Below are 15,738 nucleotides of genomic sequence, written 5' to 3' on the forward strand. Positions count from 1 at the left end.
GCCGTCCTGAGCAGAGTGGGAGGGCCGGTGACGACCGCGACACTGTTGACCCCCGCGGACACCTCGGCGCCGCCGAGGGACCGTCCGAGCGGACTGGTGGCCCGTGCCGACGAACGTTCCTACATCCGGGTCCTGGTGGTGCTGGACACCACCGTCCTCATCATCGCGCTGCTCGTGGGGTACGTCGGCAGGTTCGGTGACGAGGAGCCGGTCGGCTCCAAGATCCCGTACGTGCTGGTGGCTCCCGGCCTGGTCCTGGCCTGGCTGATCTCCCTCAAGGCGCTCGGCTGCTACGACGACCGCGTCGTCGGCTACGGGGCGGACGAGTACCGACGGGTCAGCTCGGCGAGCCTGCGACTGGCCGGCGCGATCGCCATCGCCGGCTACATCGCCGACGTCGGCGTCTCCCGGGGTTTCCTCGGCATCTCCTTCGCGGTCGGTACGGTCGGGTTGGAGGTGACCCGGTTCGCGGCGCGCAAACGGCTGCACCGGGCCCGCTCGAAGGGCGCCGGCTGGTCCCGCCGGGTGCTCGTCGTCGGCGACACCGCACACGTCCTGGAACTGGTGCACACCCTGCGCCGCGAGCCGTACGCGGGCTACCAGGTGGTCGGCGCGTGTATCCCCGACGCGCTGCTGGCGCCGGTGGCGCAGCGGCTCGGTGACGTACCGGTGGTGGGGTCGTTCCGGGGCATCCCGGAGGCCGCGACCGCGATCGGCGCGGACACCGTGGCGGTGACCGCCTCCGGTGAGCTGACCGCGGCCCGACTGCGTCGACTCGGCTGGCAGTTGGAGGGGACCGGCGTCGACCTCGTCGTGGCCCCCGCGCTCACCGACGTGGCGGGTCCGCGGATCCACACCCGCCCGGTCGCCGGGCTGCCCCTGATCCACGTCGAGGCGCCGGAGTTCCGTGGCGCGCGCAAGCTGGTCAAGGGTTTCGTCGACCGGTCGATGTCGTCGGTCGCCCTGGCGCTGCTCCTGCCGCTGATCGCGGTCATCGCGTTGGCCATCAAGCTGGACAGCCGGGGGCCGGTGTTGTTCCGGCAGGTCCGGGTGGGGCGGGGCGGGCAGGAGTTCGGGGTGTTCAAGTTCCGGACGATGGTGATCAACGCCGACGCGCTGCTCGCCGAGTTGGTGGCCCGGAACGAGACCGACGGCCTGATGTTCAAGATGCGCGACGACCCTCGGGTGACCCGGGTCGGCCGGCTGCTGCGCAAGTGGTCGCTGGACGAGCTGCCACAGCTGGTCAACGTCCTGCTGGGCCAGATGAGCCTCGTCGGGCCGCGTCCGCCGCTCCCGTCCGAGGTGGCCCGCTACGACGGCGATGTGGCCCGGCGACTGCTGGTCAAGCCCGGCATGACCGGGCTGTGGCAGGTCAGTGGCCGGTCCGACCTCAGTTGGGAGGACGGCATCCGGCTCGATCTCTACTACGTGGAGAACTGGTCGCTCGCCGCCGACCTCACCATCCTCTGGAAGACCGCCGGGGCGGTGCTGAACAGTCGCGGCGCGTACTGACCGTCACGCTCACGGCTGCGGGCCGGTCCAGTCCAGGCAGACCACCACGGCGTCGTCGACGAGGTCGCCGGCCACGAAGGCGCGCAGGTCGCCGAGGAGCGACCGGACGGCGTCCAGCGGCTCCATCGGGCCCGTCCGCCGCAGGAACCGGTCCAGCGCCGACTCGCCGTAGCGGATGCTCTGCCCGGTGGCGTCCACGACGCCGTCGCTGACGACGAACAGCCGGTCACCGCGTTCCAGCGTGAACGTCTGCTCGTGGTAGTCGGTCGCCTCGAACATGCCGAGCGGGAACTGCGCCTCCAGCGGCTGTTCGGTGACCTCACCCCGACGCAGGAGGACGAGCCGTGGCGAGCCGGCGTCCACCACGGTCATCGTCCCGGAGCGCAGGTCCAGCTCCATCAGCAGCGCGGAGAGGTGCCGCTTGCCCCGGTACTCGTCGTAGATGGCCTGGTCGGCGAGGGCGGCCTGATCGCCCAGGCCGAGGCCGGCCCGGCGGGCGTTGCGCAGCGCGTGGGTGGCCAGCGACGTGAGCAGCGATGCCGCGACACCCTCACCGCTGCCGTTGACCGTGGAGAGCCAGAGCCGTTCCCCGTCGTCGGACCAGTCGAAGCTGTCACCCCGCACGGCGTACGCCGGTTCGAGCTGCCCGGCCAGGCTGAACGAGGGGCGGACCCGGCTCCGGCCGGGCAGCAGGTCCCACTGCATCTCGGCGGCCAGGGTGAGCCGCTGGCTGCGTCGGGCCACGCTGTAGACGTCGGTTCCGGGGGAGACGGCGGCCACCTCGTGCGCGAGCGAGGTGGCGATGTCGGCCAGCGCGGCGAGCACCGCCGGGTCGTCGACCACCGGCGCCAGGCGCAGGACGCCCCGGCGTTCGCCGCGCATGGTGACCGGAAACCAGGCGACGCCGTCGACCAGGACGGGCGACTGGTGGTCGAAGGCACGCCAGGCGGGGTGGCCGGCGCCCCGGAGAGAGTCACCTTCGGTGAGGGGCAGCAGCTCCGCGAGGCGGTAGTCGACCTGGTACAGCTCCGCCTCGGAAATCCCGTACGCCTCGTCGAGAACCGTGCGGATCCCACCCACGAGACGGTCGGCGGGTGTCTCGTTCAGGGTACGCCGTGCCCGATTGACCGGTTCGCTCATCAGGCCTCTTTCATCCGAGCTCGACCACCTCTGGGTTCGGAGTAGTCTCGGGCCACCATGGCCGAACACAACGGTCCACCGGACCCTGCGACGAGTATGGCTGCCGCATTGGACGCGGCGGCGGGTGCCCTGCTGGGCGTCTGGGATTCCGCCCGCGAGGCGACCGCCAGCCGGGTGTCCGGCGCCCAACTACGGGCGGTGATGGTGGTCGAGCAGTACGACGGGATCAACCTACGCCGGCTCGCCACCCATCTGGACATGTTGCTGAGTTCCGCCAGCCGCCTGTGCGACAGGTTGGTCGCGGCGGGCATGCTCGAGCGTGAGCCGGGGCGCTTCGACCGACGGGAAATCTCCCTGCACCTCACCCCGGAGGCCCATCGGCTCCTCGCGGAGCTGCGTAACGACCGTCAGGAGCGGCTGGCCGCCGTGTTGGCCGCGATGAGCCCGGCGGGTCGCGCCGCGCTGGTGAGCGGGGTGCGGGAGTTCGACGAGGTCGCCCGCCGGCAGCGGGCGCGGAGCGGGCCGGACGACGGGGACTCGCCGGGTGGGCGAGACGAATGGCCGCAGGACCCGGACCGGCCCGACGGCCCGGCGCGCAAGTCGTCGGAGCACCCGGACCGGCCCAGCCGAGGGGTGTGGCAGGGCGGGGCGGCAGGACCGGAGCGGACGGTGGGCTCGCCCCGCGACTGGTCCGCCGGCGAGCCACCGGTGGCGCGGACCGCCTGACGGTCGAACGCAGGGTTCAGGCCGGTGTCGACGCGCACACCGCCAGCATGGCGATGTCGTCAGGGGCCTGCCCGCCCACCCACTCGTCGACCACCTGGAGCAGCCTGTCGACCAGGGCCGCCGGAGGCAGACCGGCCGCCGCGGCGAGTGCGCCGCGCAGCCGGCGTTCGCCGAACTTCTCCGCGTGGGCCGGGCCGCCGCTCGCCTCGGTCACCCCGTCGGTGTACGCGAGGAGCAGATCGCCCGGATCGAGGTGCACCCGTACCTCGGTGAACCGGGCGTCGGTCAGCGCGCCGACCGGCATACCGCCGACCGGGACGTCCGTGACGGAACCGGCGGCGGTGACCAGCAGCGGCGCGGGGTGGCCGCCGCCGGCGATCCGGAGATCCACCCCCGTCGGTCCGTGCTCCATCCACCCGAGCAACAGGGTGGTGAGCTGGCTGCGCCGTGCCGCGTCGGGCGCGTCGAACAGGGTGCGGTTGAGCAGGTGGATCAGCTCCAAAGGGCGCTGCTCGACGAGCCGTAGCGTCTGTAGCGACTGACGGACCCGCCCGGTCAGCACGGCCGCGCCGACGCCCTTGCCGGACACGTCGCCCAGCGCGAACAGCGCGCCGCGCGGGTGCGGGAACACCTCGTAGAAGTCCCCACCGATGCGCAGTGTGTCGCCCGCGGACCGGTAGCCGCCGGCCATGCGTACGCCGGGCACCACCGGCAGCTCCGGCGGGAGCAGGCTGGTCTGCAACACCCGGGCCAGGTGGGCCTGCTCGCCGTACAGCTCGGCGGCGGCCAGCGCCGCGCCGGCCCGCGTGGCGAATTCACGGGCCAGCTCCCGGTCGCGGGAGTCGAAGTCGGCCCGCCCGGCACGGCGGACGAGCAGCAGGGCGCCGGCCGGGCCGCCGGGGCCGCGCATCGTGCTGACCAGCGCCGCGCCGGGGCGGCCGAAGCTGGGCGGAAGCAGGGCGGTCAGCCCGGCGACGTCGGCGTCCGGCCAGGGGGTCGGCTCGTCGAGGTCGCCGTCGAACGCCGCGCCGAGATCGGGGACGAAATCGGTCAGCTCCTCATCGGCCACCCCGGTCACCGGGGCCGGCTCGTCGTCGGCGTACCGCGTGAAGCGGGGGTGCGGCTCGGCCGGCGCGGGCGGGCGGAGCAGCGCCACGGCGGCGTCGGCCAGGTACGGCACGGCGAGGGTCACGGTGGTACGGAGTGTCTGGTCCCGGTGCAGCGAGAGCCCGAGCCGGCTGCCGGCCTGGGCGAGGAAGGCGGTGCGGGAGCGTTCGGCCAGCAGGGCGTCGGTGCGGGCGTGCTCCTCGGTGACGTCGCGGACGTACCAGGCGTACCGGTTGCCGGCGAGCTGCCGCCGGGCGCCCCGCAGGTGGCGGCCGTGGTGCTCGGCCTCGAACACGGCCGTGCCGTCACGGACGGCTCGGGCCAGCGCCGCCATCGCGCAGCCGGACAGCTCGACGCCCGCGACGATCTCCGGGAGCAGCTCGACCGCCCGGGCGTTGACCAGGGTTACCCGGCCGGCCGCGTCGGTCGTCAGCACCGCCTCGGCGAGCCCGTCGAGCAGCTCGCGGGCCAGCGGTGGGTCGGCGGGCAGCCCCCTGCCGCCGTGCCGGGTCGGACGGCGCGACGTCTGCCCGTCTCCGCCGACCGGACCGGCCGAGCCGCCCCGTTTGGTCGTGGTCACCGCCCGACGCCGACCTGCGTCCGACGACCTGTACGCATACTGCTCCCGGGCTCCTCGTCCGCCGATCGTTGCTCGACGGCAAGGATACCGAGCGGCACCGACGCACGCCCAGACCGCGTCGTCGGTGGTCAGCCGGCGCGGTTCAGCCAGCCGGCGGGGCGGGCGACGATCCGCCGTACCACCGATCCGGCCGCGCCCACGGCGGCGGCCTCCGGCCCGAGGGTCGACGGTCGGACGGTGACCGGTGACCAGGCGGCGGTGAGCACCCGGGCCTTGATCTCGGCGAGCACCGGTGGGCAGAGCCAGGGGGCGAGCGGGGCGTACCCGCCGCCGAGGACCACGGTGTCCAGGTCCAGCAGGTTCACCACACCGGCGACCGCCACCCCGAGGGCGGTGCCGGCGTCGTTCAGGGCGCGCAGCGCGGCCGGCTCGCCGGCCTCGGCCAACTCGGCCAGGCGGGCCGTCGCGGTGTCGGCGGGTAGCTCCGCCCGCACCAGTCCGGCAGCGGCCACGATCGCCTCCTGACCGGCGTACTGCTCCAGGCAGCCGCGCCCACCGCAGCGGCAGGGCCGCCCCTGCGGGTGCACCGGCAGGTGCCCGATCTCACCGCTCCAGCCGCGTACGCCCCGGAACAGCGCGCCGTCCAGGACGATCCCCGCGCCGATGCCGACCTCGCCGGAGATGTGCAGGAAGCTGGCCGGGCCGGGCGGTCGGGAGTGCAGCTCGCCGAGCGCGGCGAGGTTGGCCTCGTTGTCCACCACCAGGGCCGGTACGTCCGGTACCCGATCGGTGAGGGGTGGGTGCGCGCTCAGCAGCTCGGGCACCGGGACGTCCCGCCAGCCGAGGTTCGGCGCGAGCCGGACCTGTCCGGAGTCGTCGATCAGGCCGGGTACGGCGAGCGCGGCCCCGGCGAGCGTGAGGCCCTGCCGGGCCGCGTCGGCGCGGGCCTGCCGGGCCAGGTCGACGAGGCGGGCCAGGGCGTCCTCGGGCGCGACGGGGCGCAGATCGGCGCGGTGCACGGTGCGGTGGCGGACCTGGCCGGCGAGGTCGACGACGCATACCGTCAGATAGTCGACGTTGACCTCGAGCCCGAGCCCGGCCGGACCCGTGTCGGCCAGGACCAGTCCGCGTGCCGGGCGGCCGGCGCCGGCCCGGGGCGCCGGCTCGGCCTCGCTGACCAGTTGGCCCGCGAGCAGGTCCTCGACGACCGCGGAGACGGTGGCCCGGGTCAGCCCGGTGGCGGTGGCCAGGTCGGCGCGGGACGGGGGTCGGTCGGCGGCGGCGATCCGGCCGAGGACCAGGGCGAGGTTGAGTTCGCGCAGGCTGCCCTGACGGGCCGCGCCGACCGGGGCGTGGGTGGGGCTCACCCCTTGACACTGCCATAGGGCGGGCAAATAATTCAATCGCTGAACAAATACCTGACACCACCATCCCGGAGGTCAACCATGGCACCTCGTCCCACCCCCGCCGACAAGTTCTCCTTCGGGCTCTGGACCGTGGGCTGGCAGGCCCGCGACCCGTTCGGCGACGCGACCCGCCCCGAGCTGGACGCCGTCGAGGCGGTGCACCGGCTCGCCGAGCTGGGCGCGTACGGCATCACCTTCCACGACGACGACCTGATCCCGTTCGGCGCGGACGCCGCGACCCGCGACCAGCACATCGCGCGGTTCCGCAAGGCCCTCGACGAGACCGGCCTGGTGGTGCCCATGGTCACCACCAACCTCTTCACCCACCCGATCTTCAAGGACGGCGGCTTCACCAGCAACGACCGCGACGTCCGCCGCTTCGCGCTGCGCAAGGTGCTGCGCCAGGTCGACCTGGCCGCCGAGCTGGGCGCGAGCACCTTCGTCATGTGGGGTGGCCGCGAGGGCTCCGAGTACGACCTCGCCAAGGACGTCCAGGCCGCCCTGGACCGCTACCGCGAGGCCGTCAACCTGCTCACCCAGTACTCCATCGACAAGGGCTACAACCTGCGCTTCGCGCTGGAGCCCAAGCCGAACGAGCCGCGCGGTGACATCCTGCTGCCGACCATCGGGCACGCGCTCGGCTTCATCTCCCAGCTGGAGCACCCGGAGCTGGTCGGCCTCAACCCGGAGGTCGGGCACGAGCAGATGGCCGGGCTGAACTACGCCCACGGCATCGCCCAGGCGCTCTGGCAGGGCAAGCTGTTCCACCTGGACCTCAACGGCCAGCGTGGCATCAAGTACGACCAGGACCTGGTCTTCGGTCACGGTGACCTGATGAACGCGTTCGCCCTGGTGGACCTCCTGGAGAACGGCGGCCCCAACGGCGGTCCGACCTACGACGGTCCCCGGCACTTCGACTACAAGCCGTCGCGTACCGAGGACATGGACGGTGTGTGGGCGTCGGCGGCGGCGAACATGAGCACGTACCTGCTGCTCAAGGAGCGTGCCGCGGCGTTCCGCGCCGACCCGGAGGTCGTCGAGGCGCTGGCCGCCAGCAAGGTTGGCGAGCTGAGCACGCCGACGCTGGGCGACGGCGAGGGCTACGAGGAGTTCCTGGCTGACCGCTCCGCGTTCGAGGACGTCGACGTGGACGCGGTGGCCGCCCGGGGCTTCGGCTTCGTCCGGCTCAACCAGCTCGCCGTCGAGCACCTGCTCGGCGCCCGCTGAGGCCCCGCCATGCCGCTGGTCGCGGGCGTTGACTCGTCCACACAGTCCTGCAAGGTGGTCATCCGGGACGCGGAGACCGGCGCCCTGCTCCGGCAGGGCCGGGCGCCGCACCCGGACGGCACCGAGGTCGACCCGGAAGCCTGGTGGCAGGCGCTGCGCGGCGCCGTCGACGAGGCCGGTGGGCTGGCCGACGTCGCGGCGGTCTCGGTCGCCGGCCAGCAGCACGGCATGGTCTGCCTCGACGAGGGCGGCCAGGTGGTCCGTCCGGCCCTGCTGTGGAACGACACCCGCTCCGCCGACGCCGCCGCCGACCTCGTCGAGGAGGCCGGCGGCGGCGCGGCGGGGCGTCGCTTCTGGGCCGACGCCACCGGCAGCGTCCCGGTGGCGAGCTTCACCATCACCAAGCTGCGCTGGCTGGCCCGGCACGAGCCGGAGCAGGCCGCCCGGGTGGCCGCCGTGTGCCTGCCGCACGACTGGCTGACCTGGCGGCTGGCCGGCGCGCCCGGCCTGTCGGCGCTGCGGACCGACCGGGGGGATGCCAGCGGCACCGGCTACTGGTCCCCAGCCACCGGCACCTACCGTCCGGACCTGCTGGAACGGGCGTTCGGCCGGCAGCTCGTGGTGCCCGAGGTGCTCGGCCCGGCCGAGTCGGCCGGTCGGCTGACCGGGGAGTGGGGTGACGCCCTGCTGGGGGCGGGCACGGGCGACAACGCCGCCGCCGCGTTCGGCGTCGGCGCCGGCCCCGGCGACGTGGTCGTCTCGATCGGCACCTCCGGCACCGTCTTCAGCGTCGCCGACGTTCCGGCCGCCGACGACAGCGGTGCCGTGGCCGGCTTCGCCGACGCGTCCGGTCGCTTCCTGCCGCTGGTGTGCACGCTCAACGCCGCGCGCGTGCTGGACGCCGCCGCCACGATGCTCGGCGTCAGCCTGGACGAGCTCGCCGAGCTGGCCCTCTCCGCCCCGGCCGGTGCGGACGGGCTGGTCATGGTGCCCTACCTGGAGGGCGAGCGGACGCCCAACCGTCCGCTGGCCACCGGTGCCGTACACGGCCTGACCCTGCGCACCTCGACCCCCGCGCACCTGGCTCGGGCCGCCGTGGAGGGCATGCTCTGCGCCCTCGCCGACGGCCTGGACGCGCTGACCGCGCAGGGGGCCACCGTCCGCCGGGTCATCCTGGTCGGCGGCGGGGCACGGTCGGCCGCGGTCCGCCGGATCGCGCCGCAGGTCTTCGGCTGCCCGGTCGTCGTGCCACCCGCCGGGGAGTACGTCGCCGACGGGGCCGCCCGCCAGGCCGCCTGGGTCGCCCTGGGCGGTCCGACGCCACCGCAGTGGGACGTCAAGGGCACCGAGGAGTACGCGGCGGAGCCCGTCCCCGCCGTCCGTGACCAGTACGCGGCGGCTCGGTCACTGGTGCTCGACCGGCGCTGAGCGTCGGGTCGACCGGGTGGGCGTCGGTCAACGGTGATCGACGCCCACCCGCGTGCCAACCTGCTCGGCCGGGTCTGATTGGCTGCGGGTCATGACGGTGACCAGTGGCGGGCGGGAGCAACGCGCGCGCGGCCGGGGCGGTGGCCCGGCGCACCGGCTGTACAGCGTCGTGGTGTTCGTGGTGCTCGCCTCGTTGGACAACGTGGCGATCGGACTGGTCCCACCGCTGTACGGGCCGATCGCCCGGACGTTCGACGTGTCGACCGGGCTGCTGGGCGTGGTCACCGCCGTCAGCTTCCTGGTCAGCGCGGTGGCCGCGGTCGGCTGGGCGTACGTCGGGGACCACGGCAACCGTAAGCCGCTGCTCATGGTGGGCACGCTGCTCTGGGCGGCGGGCACCGGCGGCAGCGCGCTCGCCAGCGGGTACCTCGCGTTCCTGGCCGCCCAGTTCGTCGCGGCGGTCGGCCTCGGCGCGGTCGGCTCGGTGGGCTTCTCGGTGGTCACCGACCTGATCTCACCGGCCCGCCGTGGGTTGGTGATGAGCTTCTGGGGGCTCTCCCAGGGCGTCGGCACGCTCGCCGGCACGCTTGTCGGTGGGCTGCTCGGTGCGACCGACTGGCGGCGGCCGTTCCTGCTGCTGACCGGGGTGGGGCTCACCGCCACCGTGGCGTACCTGTTCACGTACGACATCCGTCGCGGCCAGAGCCAACCGGAACTGGTGGACGCCCTGGACTCCGGTGCCGAGTACGACTACCGGATCAGCCGCGCCGACCTGCCGCGCATCCTCGACCGGCGGACCAACCGGTGGCTGATCCTGCAGGGGCTGACCGCGCAGGCCGCCTTCGGGTCACTGGTGTGGCTGCCGAGGCTCTTCGCCGAGCGGGCCGAGGCGCAGGGCTACTCGGAGTCGACCGCCGTGGTGGTCGGCAGCGTCTTCGCCACCCTGTTCCAACTCGGCGGGGTCCTCTCCATCGTGGGCGGCCTCGTCGGCGACGCGGCGCAGCGGCGTACCCCCCGGGGTCGGGCAGTGGTCGCGGCGGTCGGCATCCTCGCCGCGCTCCCGTTCTACCTGGTGTTGTTCTTCGTGCCGGTGACCATCGACGTGCCGGACGGCGGGAGCGGCGGCGCGGTCGTCGGCGCGGTGCTGGCCAGCGTGTTCACCGAGCCGTCGGTGGGGCTGAGTCTGCTCACCGCCGTGGTGGCGCTCGCGTTGACGTCGGCCAACTCACCGAACTGGTTCGCGCTGATCGCCGACGTGAACCCGCCGGAGCACCGGGGGACCGTCTACAGCCTCGGCAACCTGGTCAACGGTGTCGGTCGGGCGGCGGGCAACGGGCTGGTCTGGGGAGCCTTCCAGGGGCTGCGAACGGCGTTCCCGCCGCCACTGAACTTCGCCGTCGGCCTGGCCGCGTTCCAACTCTTCTTCATCCCCACCGGCGTCATGTACTGGCGAGCCTCCCGCACAGCCCCCGAGGACATCAAAAACGTCCACGGTCTCCTACAAACCCGCGCCAACCGCCTCTAACCCCCACCCCCACCCCCACCCCCGCCCACGCGATCTTGCACTTTCGGTGGCGACAGAAGGGGCATAGCCCCTCAAGTCGACAACCAAAAGTGCAAGATCGGCGCGGGCCCGGTGCGCGGGTTCGGTGCGTGGGTTCGGTGGGCGGGGGTGGGCGCGGGTGGGGCGGGTGGGTTAGCGGAGCCAGACTGTTACGTCGGTGGGGATGGTGTCGTCGTTCAGTGGGGCGCTGGTGGCTAGGACCTCGGCGTTGGGCGGGAGAGGCACGGGGGCGTCACCGAAGTTGGTCAGCACGGTCAGGTCGCCGTTGCGGAACACCAGCGTCTCGTCACCGGAGGACAGCCACTCGAGCGTGCCCCGGCCCAGACCGTGGGCGCGGCGTAGCCGCAGCGCCGCGCTGTACAGCTCGTACGTCGAGCCGGGCACGTCGCGCTGCCGGTCCAGCGCGTACTCCGCCCAGGACGGCGGCTGCGGCAGCCAACTGGCGTCGGTGGGCCCGAAGCCGTACGACGGGGCGTCGGCCTCCCACGGGATCGGCACCCGGCAGCCGTCCCGGCCCCGCTGGGTGTGGCCGCTGCGCGCCCAGGTCGGGTCCTGGCGGGCCTCGTCCGGCATGGTGGTGTGCTCGGGCAGGCCCAGCTCCTCGCCCTGAAAGAGGTACGCGGAGCCGGGCAGGGCGAGCATCAGCAGGGTGGCCGCCCGAGCCCGACGCAGGCCGAGCGCGGCGTCCGGCTGCGGGTCACCGATGCCGATGCCGTTGGGCCGGCCGCCACCGATCGCCAGGCCGAGCCGGGAGGCGTGCCGCACCACGTCGTGGTTGGACAGCACCCAGGTCGTCGGCGCGCCCACCGAATCGGTCGCTTCCAGGGACCGGGTGATCACCGCGTACTGGGCCGGCGCGGTCCACGCGGCGAGCAGGTACTCGAAGTTGAACGCCTGGTGCATCTCGTCCGGGCGGACGTAGCGGGCCAGCCGCTCGGCCGGCTCGACCCACGCCTCGGCGACCAGCACCCGTTCGCCGGGGTAGCTGTCCAGGACCTGCCGCCACTGCCGGTAGACCTCGTGCACGCCCTCCTGGTCCCACATCGGCGGCCGTGGCTTGTCGATCTCGTTGCCGGAGAGGATCTCCTGGGGCTCCTGCCAGTCGGGCAGGTTCGCCTGCTTGATGAGGCCGTGCGCCACGTCGACCCGGAAACCGTCCACCCCCCGGTCCAGCCAGAACCGCAGGACGCCCAGGAACTCCTCGTGCACCTCCGGGTTGTCCCAGTTGAGGTCCGGCTGGCCGGTGTCGAACAGGTGCAGGTACCACTGGCCGGGCTGGCCGTCCGGGTCGACCGTGCGGGTCCACGCCGGACCGCCGAAGACGCTCTGCCAGTCGTTCGGCGGCTGCTCCCCGGCCGGGCCGAGGCCGTCGCGGAAGATGTACCGGGACCGCTGAGCGCTGCCCGGGGCGGCGGCCAGGGCCTCTTGGAACCAGCGGTGCGCCGAGGAGGTGTGGTTGGGCACCAGGTCGACGATCACCCGAAGGCCGCGCGAGCGGGCCTCGGCGATCAACTTGTCCGCGTCGGCGAGAGTGCCGAACAGCGGGTCGACGTCCCGGTAGTCGGCCACGTCGTAGCCCGCGTCGGCCTGCGGCGACGGGTAGAACGGGGACAGCCACACCGCGTCCACCCCCAGCTCGACCAGGTGGTCGAGGCGGGCGGTGATGCCCGGCAGGTCACCGATTCCGTCGCCGTTGGAGTCGGCGAATGAGCGCGGGTAGATCTGGTAGATGGCGGCCTCGGTCCACCAGCCGGTGGCGGTCTGCTGCGTCGGGTCGGTGTTCAGGGTCGTCTCCCGTGTCGTGCCGTGGTTGATGGTTCAGTGTGCCCGGGGCGGTGCGGTGGACTCCCGGACGACCAGCCGAGTGGGCAGGATCACCGGCGAGTCGCCCTCGGCGGTCCGTTGACCGACGATCGGGCCCAGAGTGCGGGCCCCGAGCGGATCGAGCAGTATCCGGGCGGCCAGCCGGCCCTGTTCCGCGGCCGGCTGGGCCACGGTGCTGAGGCCCAGCACGCCGGCGAGGTCGTGGTCGTCGATGCCGACCACGCTGACGTCCTGTGGTACCCGCAGACCGGCATCGCGCAGCGCGGTCATCGCGCCCATCGCCATCTCGTCGCAGGCCGCGACGATCGCCGTCGGCGGCTCACCGCGGGCCAGTAGTTCGGCGGCGGCCCGGTTGCCACCGTCGATGGTGAACGACGACTCGACGTCGAGGCTCGGATCGGGTCGCAGGCCGGCGGACCGCAGTTCGGCCTGGTAGCCCCGCCGTCGGTCGAGGTGGGTGGTGTAGGCCAGTTCGTCGTCGGGGTCGCCCGAGATGTGCGCGATCCGGCGGTGGCCGAGGTCGAGCAGGTGCCGGGTGGCCATCCGGGAGGCGGCCACGTCGTCGATGCGTACGCAGGGCCAGTTGGGGACCCGGCTCCCCGAGCTGATGGTCACTCCGGGCAGGTCCAGGGCGGCCAGGGCGGTCAGGTCGGCCGGGCGCAGCGGCGTGGCGACCAGCATGATGGCATCCACCCGCTTGTGCAGGTTGGCGGTACGCAGCACCCGCTGGCGGATCTGCTCCCGACCGCCGAGGTTGTAGAGCAGCAGGTCGTAGCCGGAATGGTGGAGGTGCTCCTCGACGGCCTCGACGACGGTGCTGAAGAACCAGCGGGTGATCCGGGGCACGACCACCGCGACCGTGCCGGTGCGACCACCGGCGAGCCGGGATGCGCTCGGCGACACCGCGTAGTCGAGCTGCTCGGCGGCGGCCAGCACGCGGCGTCGGGTGGCGGCCGAGACCGTCGGCAGCCCGCGCAGGGCCCGCGAGACGGTGGCCGTGGAGACCCCGGCCAGCCGGGCGACATCATCTATCTTCGTCACGGTTCCCCCGCTCGGTACCCGTCGCCCGCCGCCGCCCTCAGAGGCCGGGCGACGGCGGGCAAGCGGGTCAGCCCTTGACGCTGCCGGCGAGCAGACCTCGCACGAAGAAGCGCTGTAGGGACAGGAATACAACGAGCGGTACAACGATCGAGACGAACGCGCCAGCGGTGAGCCGTTGCCACTCGTTGCCCCGGGTGCCGGCCATCTCCGCCAACCGGACCGTGAGCGGCGCGGTCTCGTTGCCGCCACCGGCGAAGATCAGCGCGACCAGCAGGTCGTTCCAGACCCAGAGGAACTGGAAGATGCCGAACGCGGCCAGCGCCGGGGTGATCAGCGGCAGCACGATGGTGCGGAAGATCTTCGGGTGCGTGGCCCCGTCGACCCGGGCCGCCTCCATCAGGTCTCCGGGGAGCTGCGAGATGAAGTTGTGCAGCAGGAAGACCGCGAACGGAAGCGCGAAACAGGTGTGCGCGAACCACACCTGGGCGAACTTCTGTTCGTCCACCAGGTTCCACGCCGGCATCAGGGTGACGCCGCCGAGGGTGACGCCGGTGGAGAAGAACTTCAGCAGCGGCACCAGGGCCATCTGCAGCGGGACGATCTGCAACGCGAAGATCGCGATGTAGAGCCAGTCCCGCCCACGGAAGTTGATCCACGCCAGCGCGTACGCGGCCAGGGAGGCGAAGGCCAGCGGGAAGAGCACCGACGGGATGGTGATCGCCAGCGAGTTGATGAAGTAGCTGGCGAGCTGCCCCGACGACGCGGACCGCCCGAAGAGGACCTGTTGGTAGTTCTCGAAGGTGAACTGCGGGTTGGTGAACGCCGTCCACCAGCCGGTCGTCTTGATCTCGTCCTCCGGCCGTAGGGAGGAGACGAGCAGGCCGAAGGTCGGGATGGTCCAGACCACCGCGATGACGATCGAGACCAGCGTCGCGGTACGGCTGTTCAGCCGCCTGCGGACCCGGCCGGCGGTGCTGGACGTCCCGTCGGCGGTCTTCTGGGCGCCGGCGGCGACGGTGGGCGTTGCGGTGGTCATCTCAGCCCTCCCGCTGACGACGGAGGTTGCGGATCTGGTAGATCACGACCGGGATGACCAGGATGAAGAGGAAGACCGCGAGCGCGGAGCCCTGCCCGTTCTGGCCGTACCGGAAGGCCTGGTTGTACATCTCGCTGGCGATCACGCTGGTGTCGTAGTTGCCGTTGGTCGAGGTCCGGACGATGTCGAAGACCTTGAGCGTGGCGATCGTGAGCGTCACCGCCACGACGATCAGCGCCGGTCGGATGCTCGGCATGGTGATCTGCCAGAACATCTGCCACGGGCTGACGCCGTCGAGCCGGGCGGCTTCGACGATGTCGCCGGGGATGGCCTTGATCGCGGCGGAGAGCACCACCATGGCGAAGCCAGCCTGGATCCAGACCATGATGACGATCAGCAGCAGCGTGTTCAGCGGTGACTCGAGCAGCCACTGCTTCGGCTCACCGCCGAGGCTGACGACGATCTGGTTGAGCAGACCGATCTGGTCGCCGTCGCCGCGGTACGCGTAGACGAACTTCCAGATGATGCTCGCGCCGACGAACGAGATGGCCATCGGCAGGAAGATCAGTGACTTGGCGATCGCCTCGAAGCGGGCCTTGTCCACGAGTACGGCGTAGATGAGGCCGAACGCGGTGGCCACCAGCGGGACCAGGAGCACCCAGACCAGGGTGTTGATCAGGACCCGGAACATGGAGTTGTCGGAGAACATCCAGCTGTAGTTGCGCAGCCCCACCCATTCGGTGCTGCCCCCGTTCATCAGCGAGAGCAGTACGGTGCGGATGGCCGGTACGACAAGACCGATGGTGAGCAGCAGCAGCGTCGGCAGCAGGAAGAACAGGGCGAAGAGCCCTTCCCGCTGCTTGGGTCGCCGGGTCAGCGGCGTGCCGCTGATGGAGGCGGCGACGAGCTGGGCCTCCCGCCGTCGGGCGAACCAGGCAGGCACCACGTCGAGCAGCAGGAGCAGACCGCCCACCACCACCACGAAGGCGACCAGCCCGTACATCAGCATGAGGAGCTTCGGCTGCTCGTCGGCGAAGTCGAACTCCATCAACCCTCCCTCTCGGGTCCGGATCGGCCGGTGGCCCGGCTCGCGTACGCGAGCCGGGCCCCCCCCCGGGTAACGTGGGCCCGCAGCACGCGAAGGCCA

General features: G+C 72.6%; 12 protein-coding genes. 5 read left to right on the forward strand and 7 right to left on the reverse strand.

Annotation, left to right across the window (positions count from 1 at the left end; all coding sequences use genetic code 11):
- Positions 1–27 precede the first annotated feature (27 nt).
- On the forward strand, positions 28–1,512 hold the full coding sequence (locus AB0B55_RS27100) for a sugar transferase (protein ID WP_357134235.1): 1,485 nt from the start codon (positions 28–30) through the stop codon (positions 1,510–1,512).
- A 9-nt stretch (positions 1,513–1,521) separates the two neighbouring features.
- Here the strand turns inward: AB0B55_RS27100 and AB0B55_RS27105 are convergent, their stop codons facing one another.
- Positions 1,522–2,652: a PP2C family protein-serine/threonine phosphatase gene (locus AB0B55_RS27105; RefSeq protein ID WP_357174653.1), complete on the reverse strand. Its 1,131-nt coding sequence runs from the start codon at positions 2,650–2,652 to the stop codon at positions 1,522–1,524.
- 96 nt (positions 2,653–2,748) lie between these two features.
- Between AB0B55_RS27105 and AB0B55_RS27110 the strand changes: the two genes are divergently transcribed.
- Positions 2,749–3,378 (forward strand): MarR family transcriptional regulator, encoded by a 630-nt coding sequence (locus tag AB0B55_RS27110; RefSeq protein WP_357174656.1) that lies wholly within the window; start codon positions 2,749–2,751, stop codon positions 3,376–3,378.
- Positions 3,379–3,394: 16 nt separating this feature from the next.
- Here the strand turns inward: AB0B55_RS27110 and AB0B55_RS27115 are convergent, their stop codons facing one another.
- Positions 3,395–5,065, reverse strand: a complete 1,671-nt coding sequence (locus AB0B55_RS27115; RefSeq protein ID WP_357174659.1) for a SpoIIE family protein phosphatase — start codon at positions 5,063–5,065, stop codon at positions 3,395–3,397.
- A gap of 128 nt (positions 5,066–5,193) precedes the next feature.
- Complete coding sequence (locus tag AB0B55_RS27120) at positions 5,194–6,432, reverse strand: ROK family transcriptional regulator (protein WP_357134243.1); 1,239 nt, start codon at positions 6,430–6,432, stop codon at positions 5,194–5,196.
- Positions 6,433–6,510: 78 nt separating this feature from the next.
- On the opposite strand from AB0B55_RS27120, the gene xylA reads away from it, so the two are divergent.
- The 3 genes from xylA to AB0B55_RS27135 all read left to right on the forward strand — a co-directional run bounded on the left by xylA (position 6,511) and on the right by AB0B55_RS27135 (position 10,651).
- A complete protein-coding gene (gene xylA / locus AB0B55_RS27125; protein ID WP_357134245.1) occupies positions 6,511–7,698 on the forward strand; it encodes a xylose isomerase in 1,188 nt (395 codons plus the stop codon).
- A 9-nt stretch (positions 7,699–7,707) separates the two neighbouring features.
- Positions 7,708–9,126 (forward strand): xylulokinase, encoded by a 1,419-nt coding sequence (gene xylB / locus AB0B55_RS27130; protein WP_357174662.1) that lies wholly within the window; start codon positions 7,708–7,710, stop codon positions 9,124–9,126.
- 91 nt (positions 9,127–9,217) lie between these two features.
- On the forward strand, positions 9,218–10,651 hold the full coding sequence (locus AB0B55_RS27135) for an MFS transporter (protein ID WP_357134249.1): 1,434 nt from the start codon (positions 9,218–9,220) through the stop codon (positions 10,649–10,651).
- Between the two features lie 171 nt (positions 10,652–10,822).
- Here AB0B55_RS27135 and AB0B55_RS27140 read toward each other — a convergent pair whose 3' ends face one another.
- The 4 genes from AB0B55_RS27140 to AB0B55_RS27155 all read right to left on the reverse strand — a co-directional run bounded on the left by AB0B55_RS27140 (position 10,823) and on the right by AB0B55_RS27155 (position 15,639).
- Positions 10,823–12,475, reverse strand: coding sequence for a glycoside hydrolase family 13 protein (locus AB0B55_RS27140; protein ID WP_357174808.1), 1,653 nt, complete (start codon positions 12,473–12,475; stop codon positions 10,823–10,825).
- A 33-nt stretch (positions 12,476–12,508) separates the two neighbouring features.
- Positions 12,509–13,555, reverse strand: coding sequence for a LacI family DNA-binding transcriptional regulator (locus tag AB0B55_RS27145; protein ID WP_357134251.1), 1,047 nt, complete (start codon positions 13,553–13,555; stop codon positions 12,509–12,511).
- A gap of 67 nt (positions 13,556–13,622) precedes the next feature.
- A complete protein-coding gene (locus AB0B55_RS27150) occupies positions 13,623–14,591 on the reverse strand; it encodes a carbohydrate ABC transporter permease (RefSeq protein WP_357134253.1) in 969 nt (322 codons plus the stop codon).
- A 1-nt stretch (position 14,592) separates the two neighbouring features.
- Positions 14,593–15,639 (reverse strand): sugar ABC transporter permease, encoded by a 1,047-nt coding sequence (locus AB0B55_RS27155; protein WP_357134255.1) that lies wholly within the window; start codon positions 15,637–15,639, stop codon positions 14,593–14,595.
- Positions 15,640–15,738: the final 99 nt, after the last annotated feature.

The sequence above is a fragment of the Micromonospora sp. NPDC049107 genome (genome assembly GCF_040648595.1).
In the GTDB taxonomy this organism is placed as follows: Bacteria; Actinomycetota; Actinomycetes; order Mycobacteriales; family Micromonosporaceae; genus Micromonospora.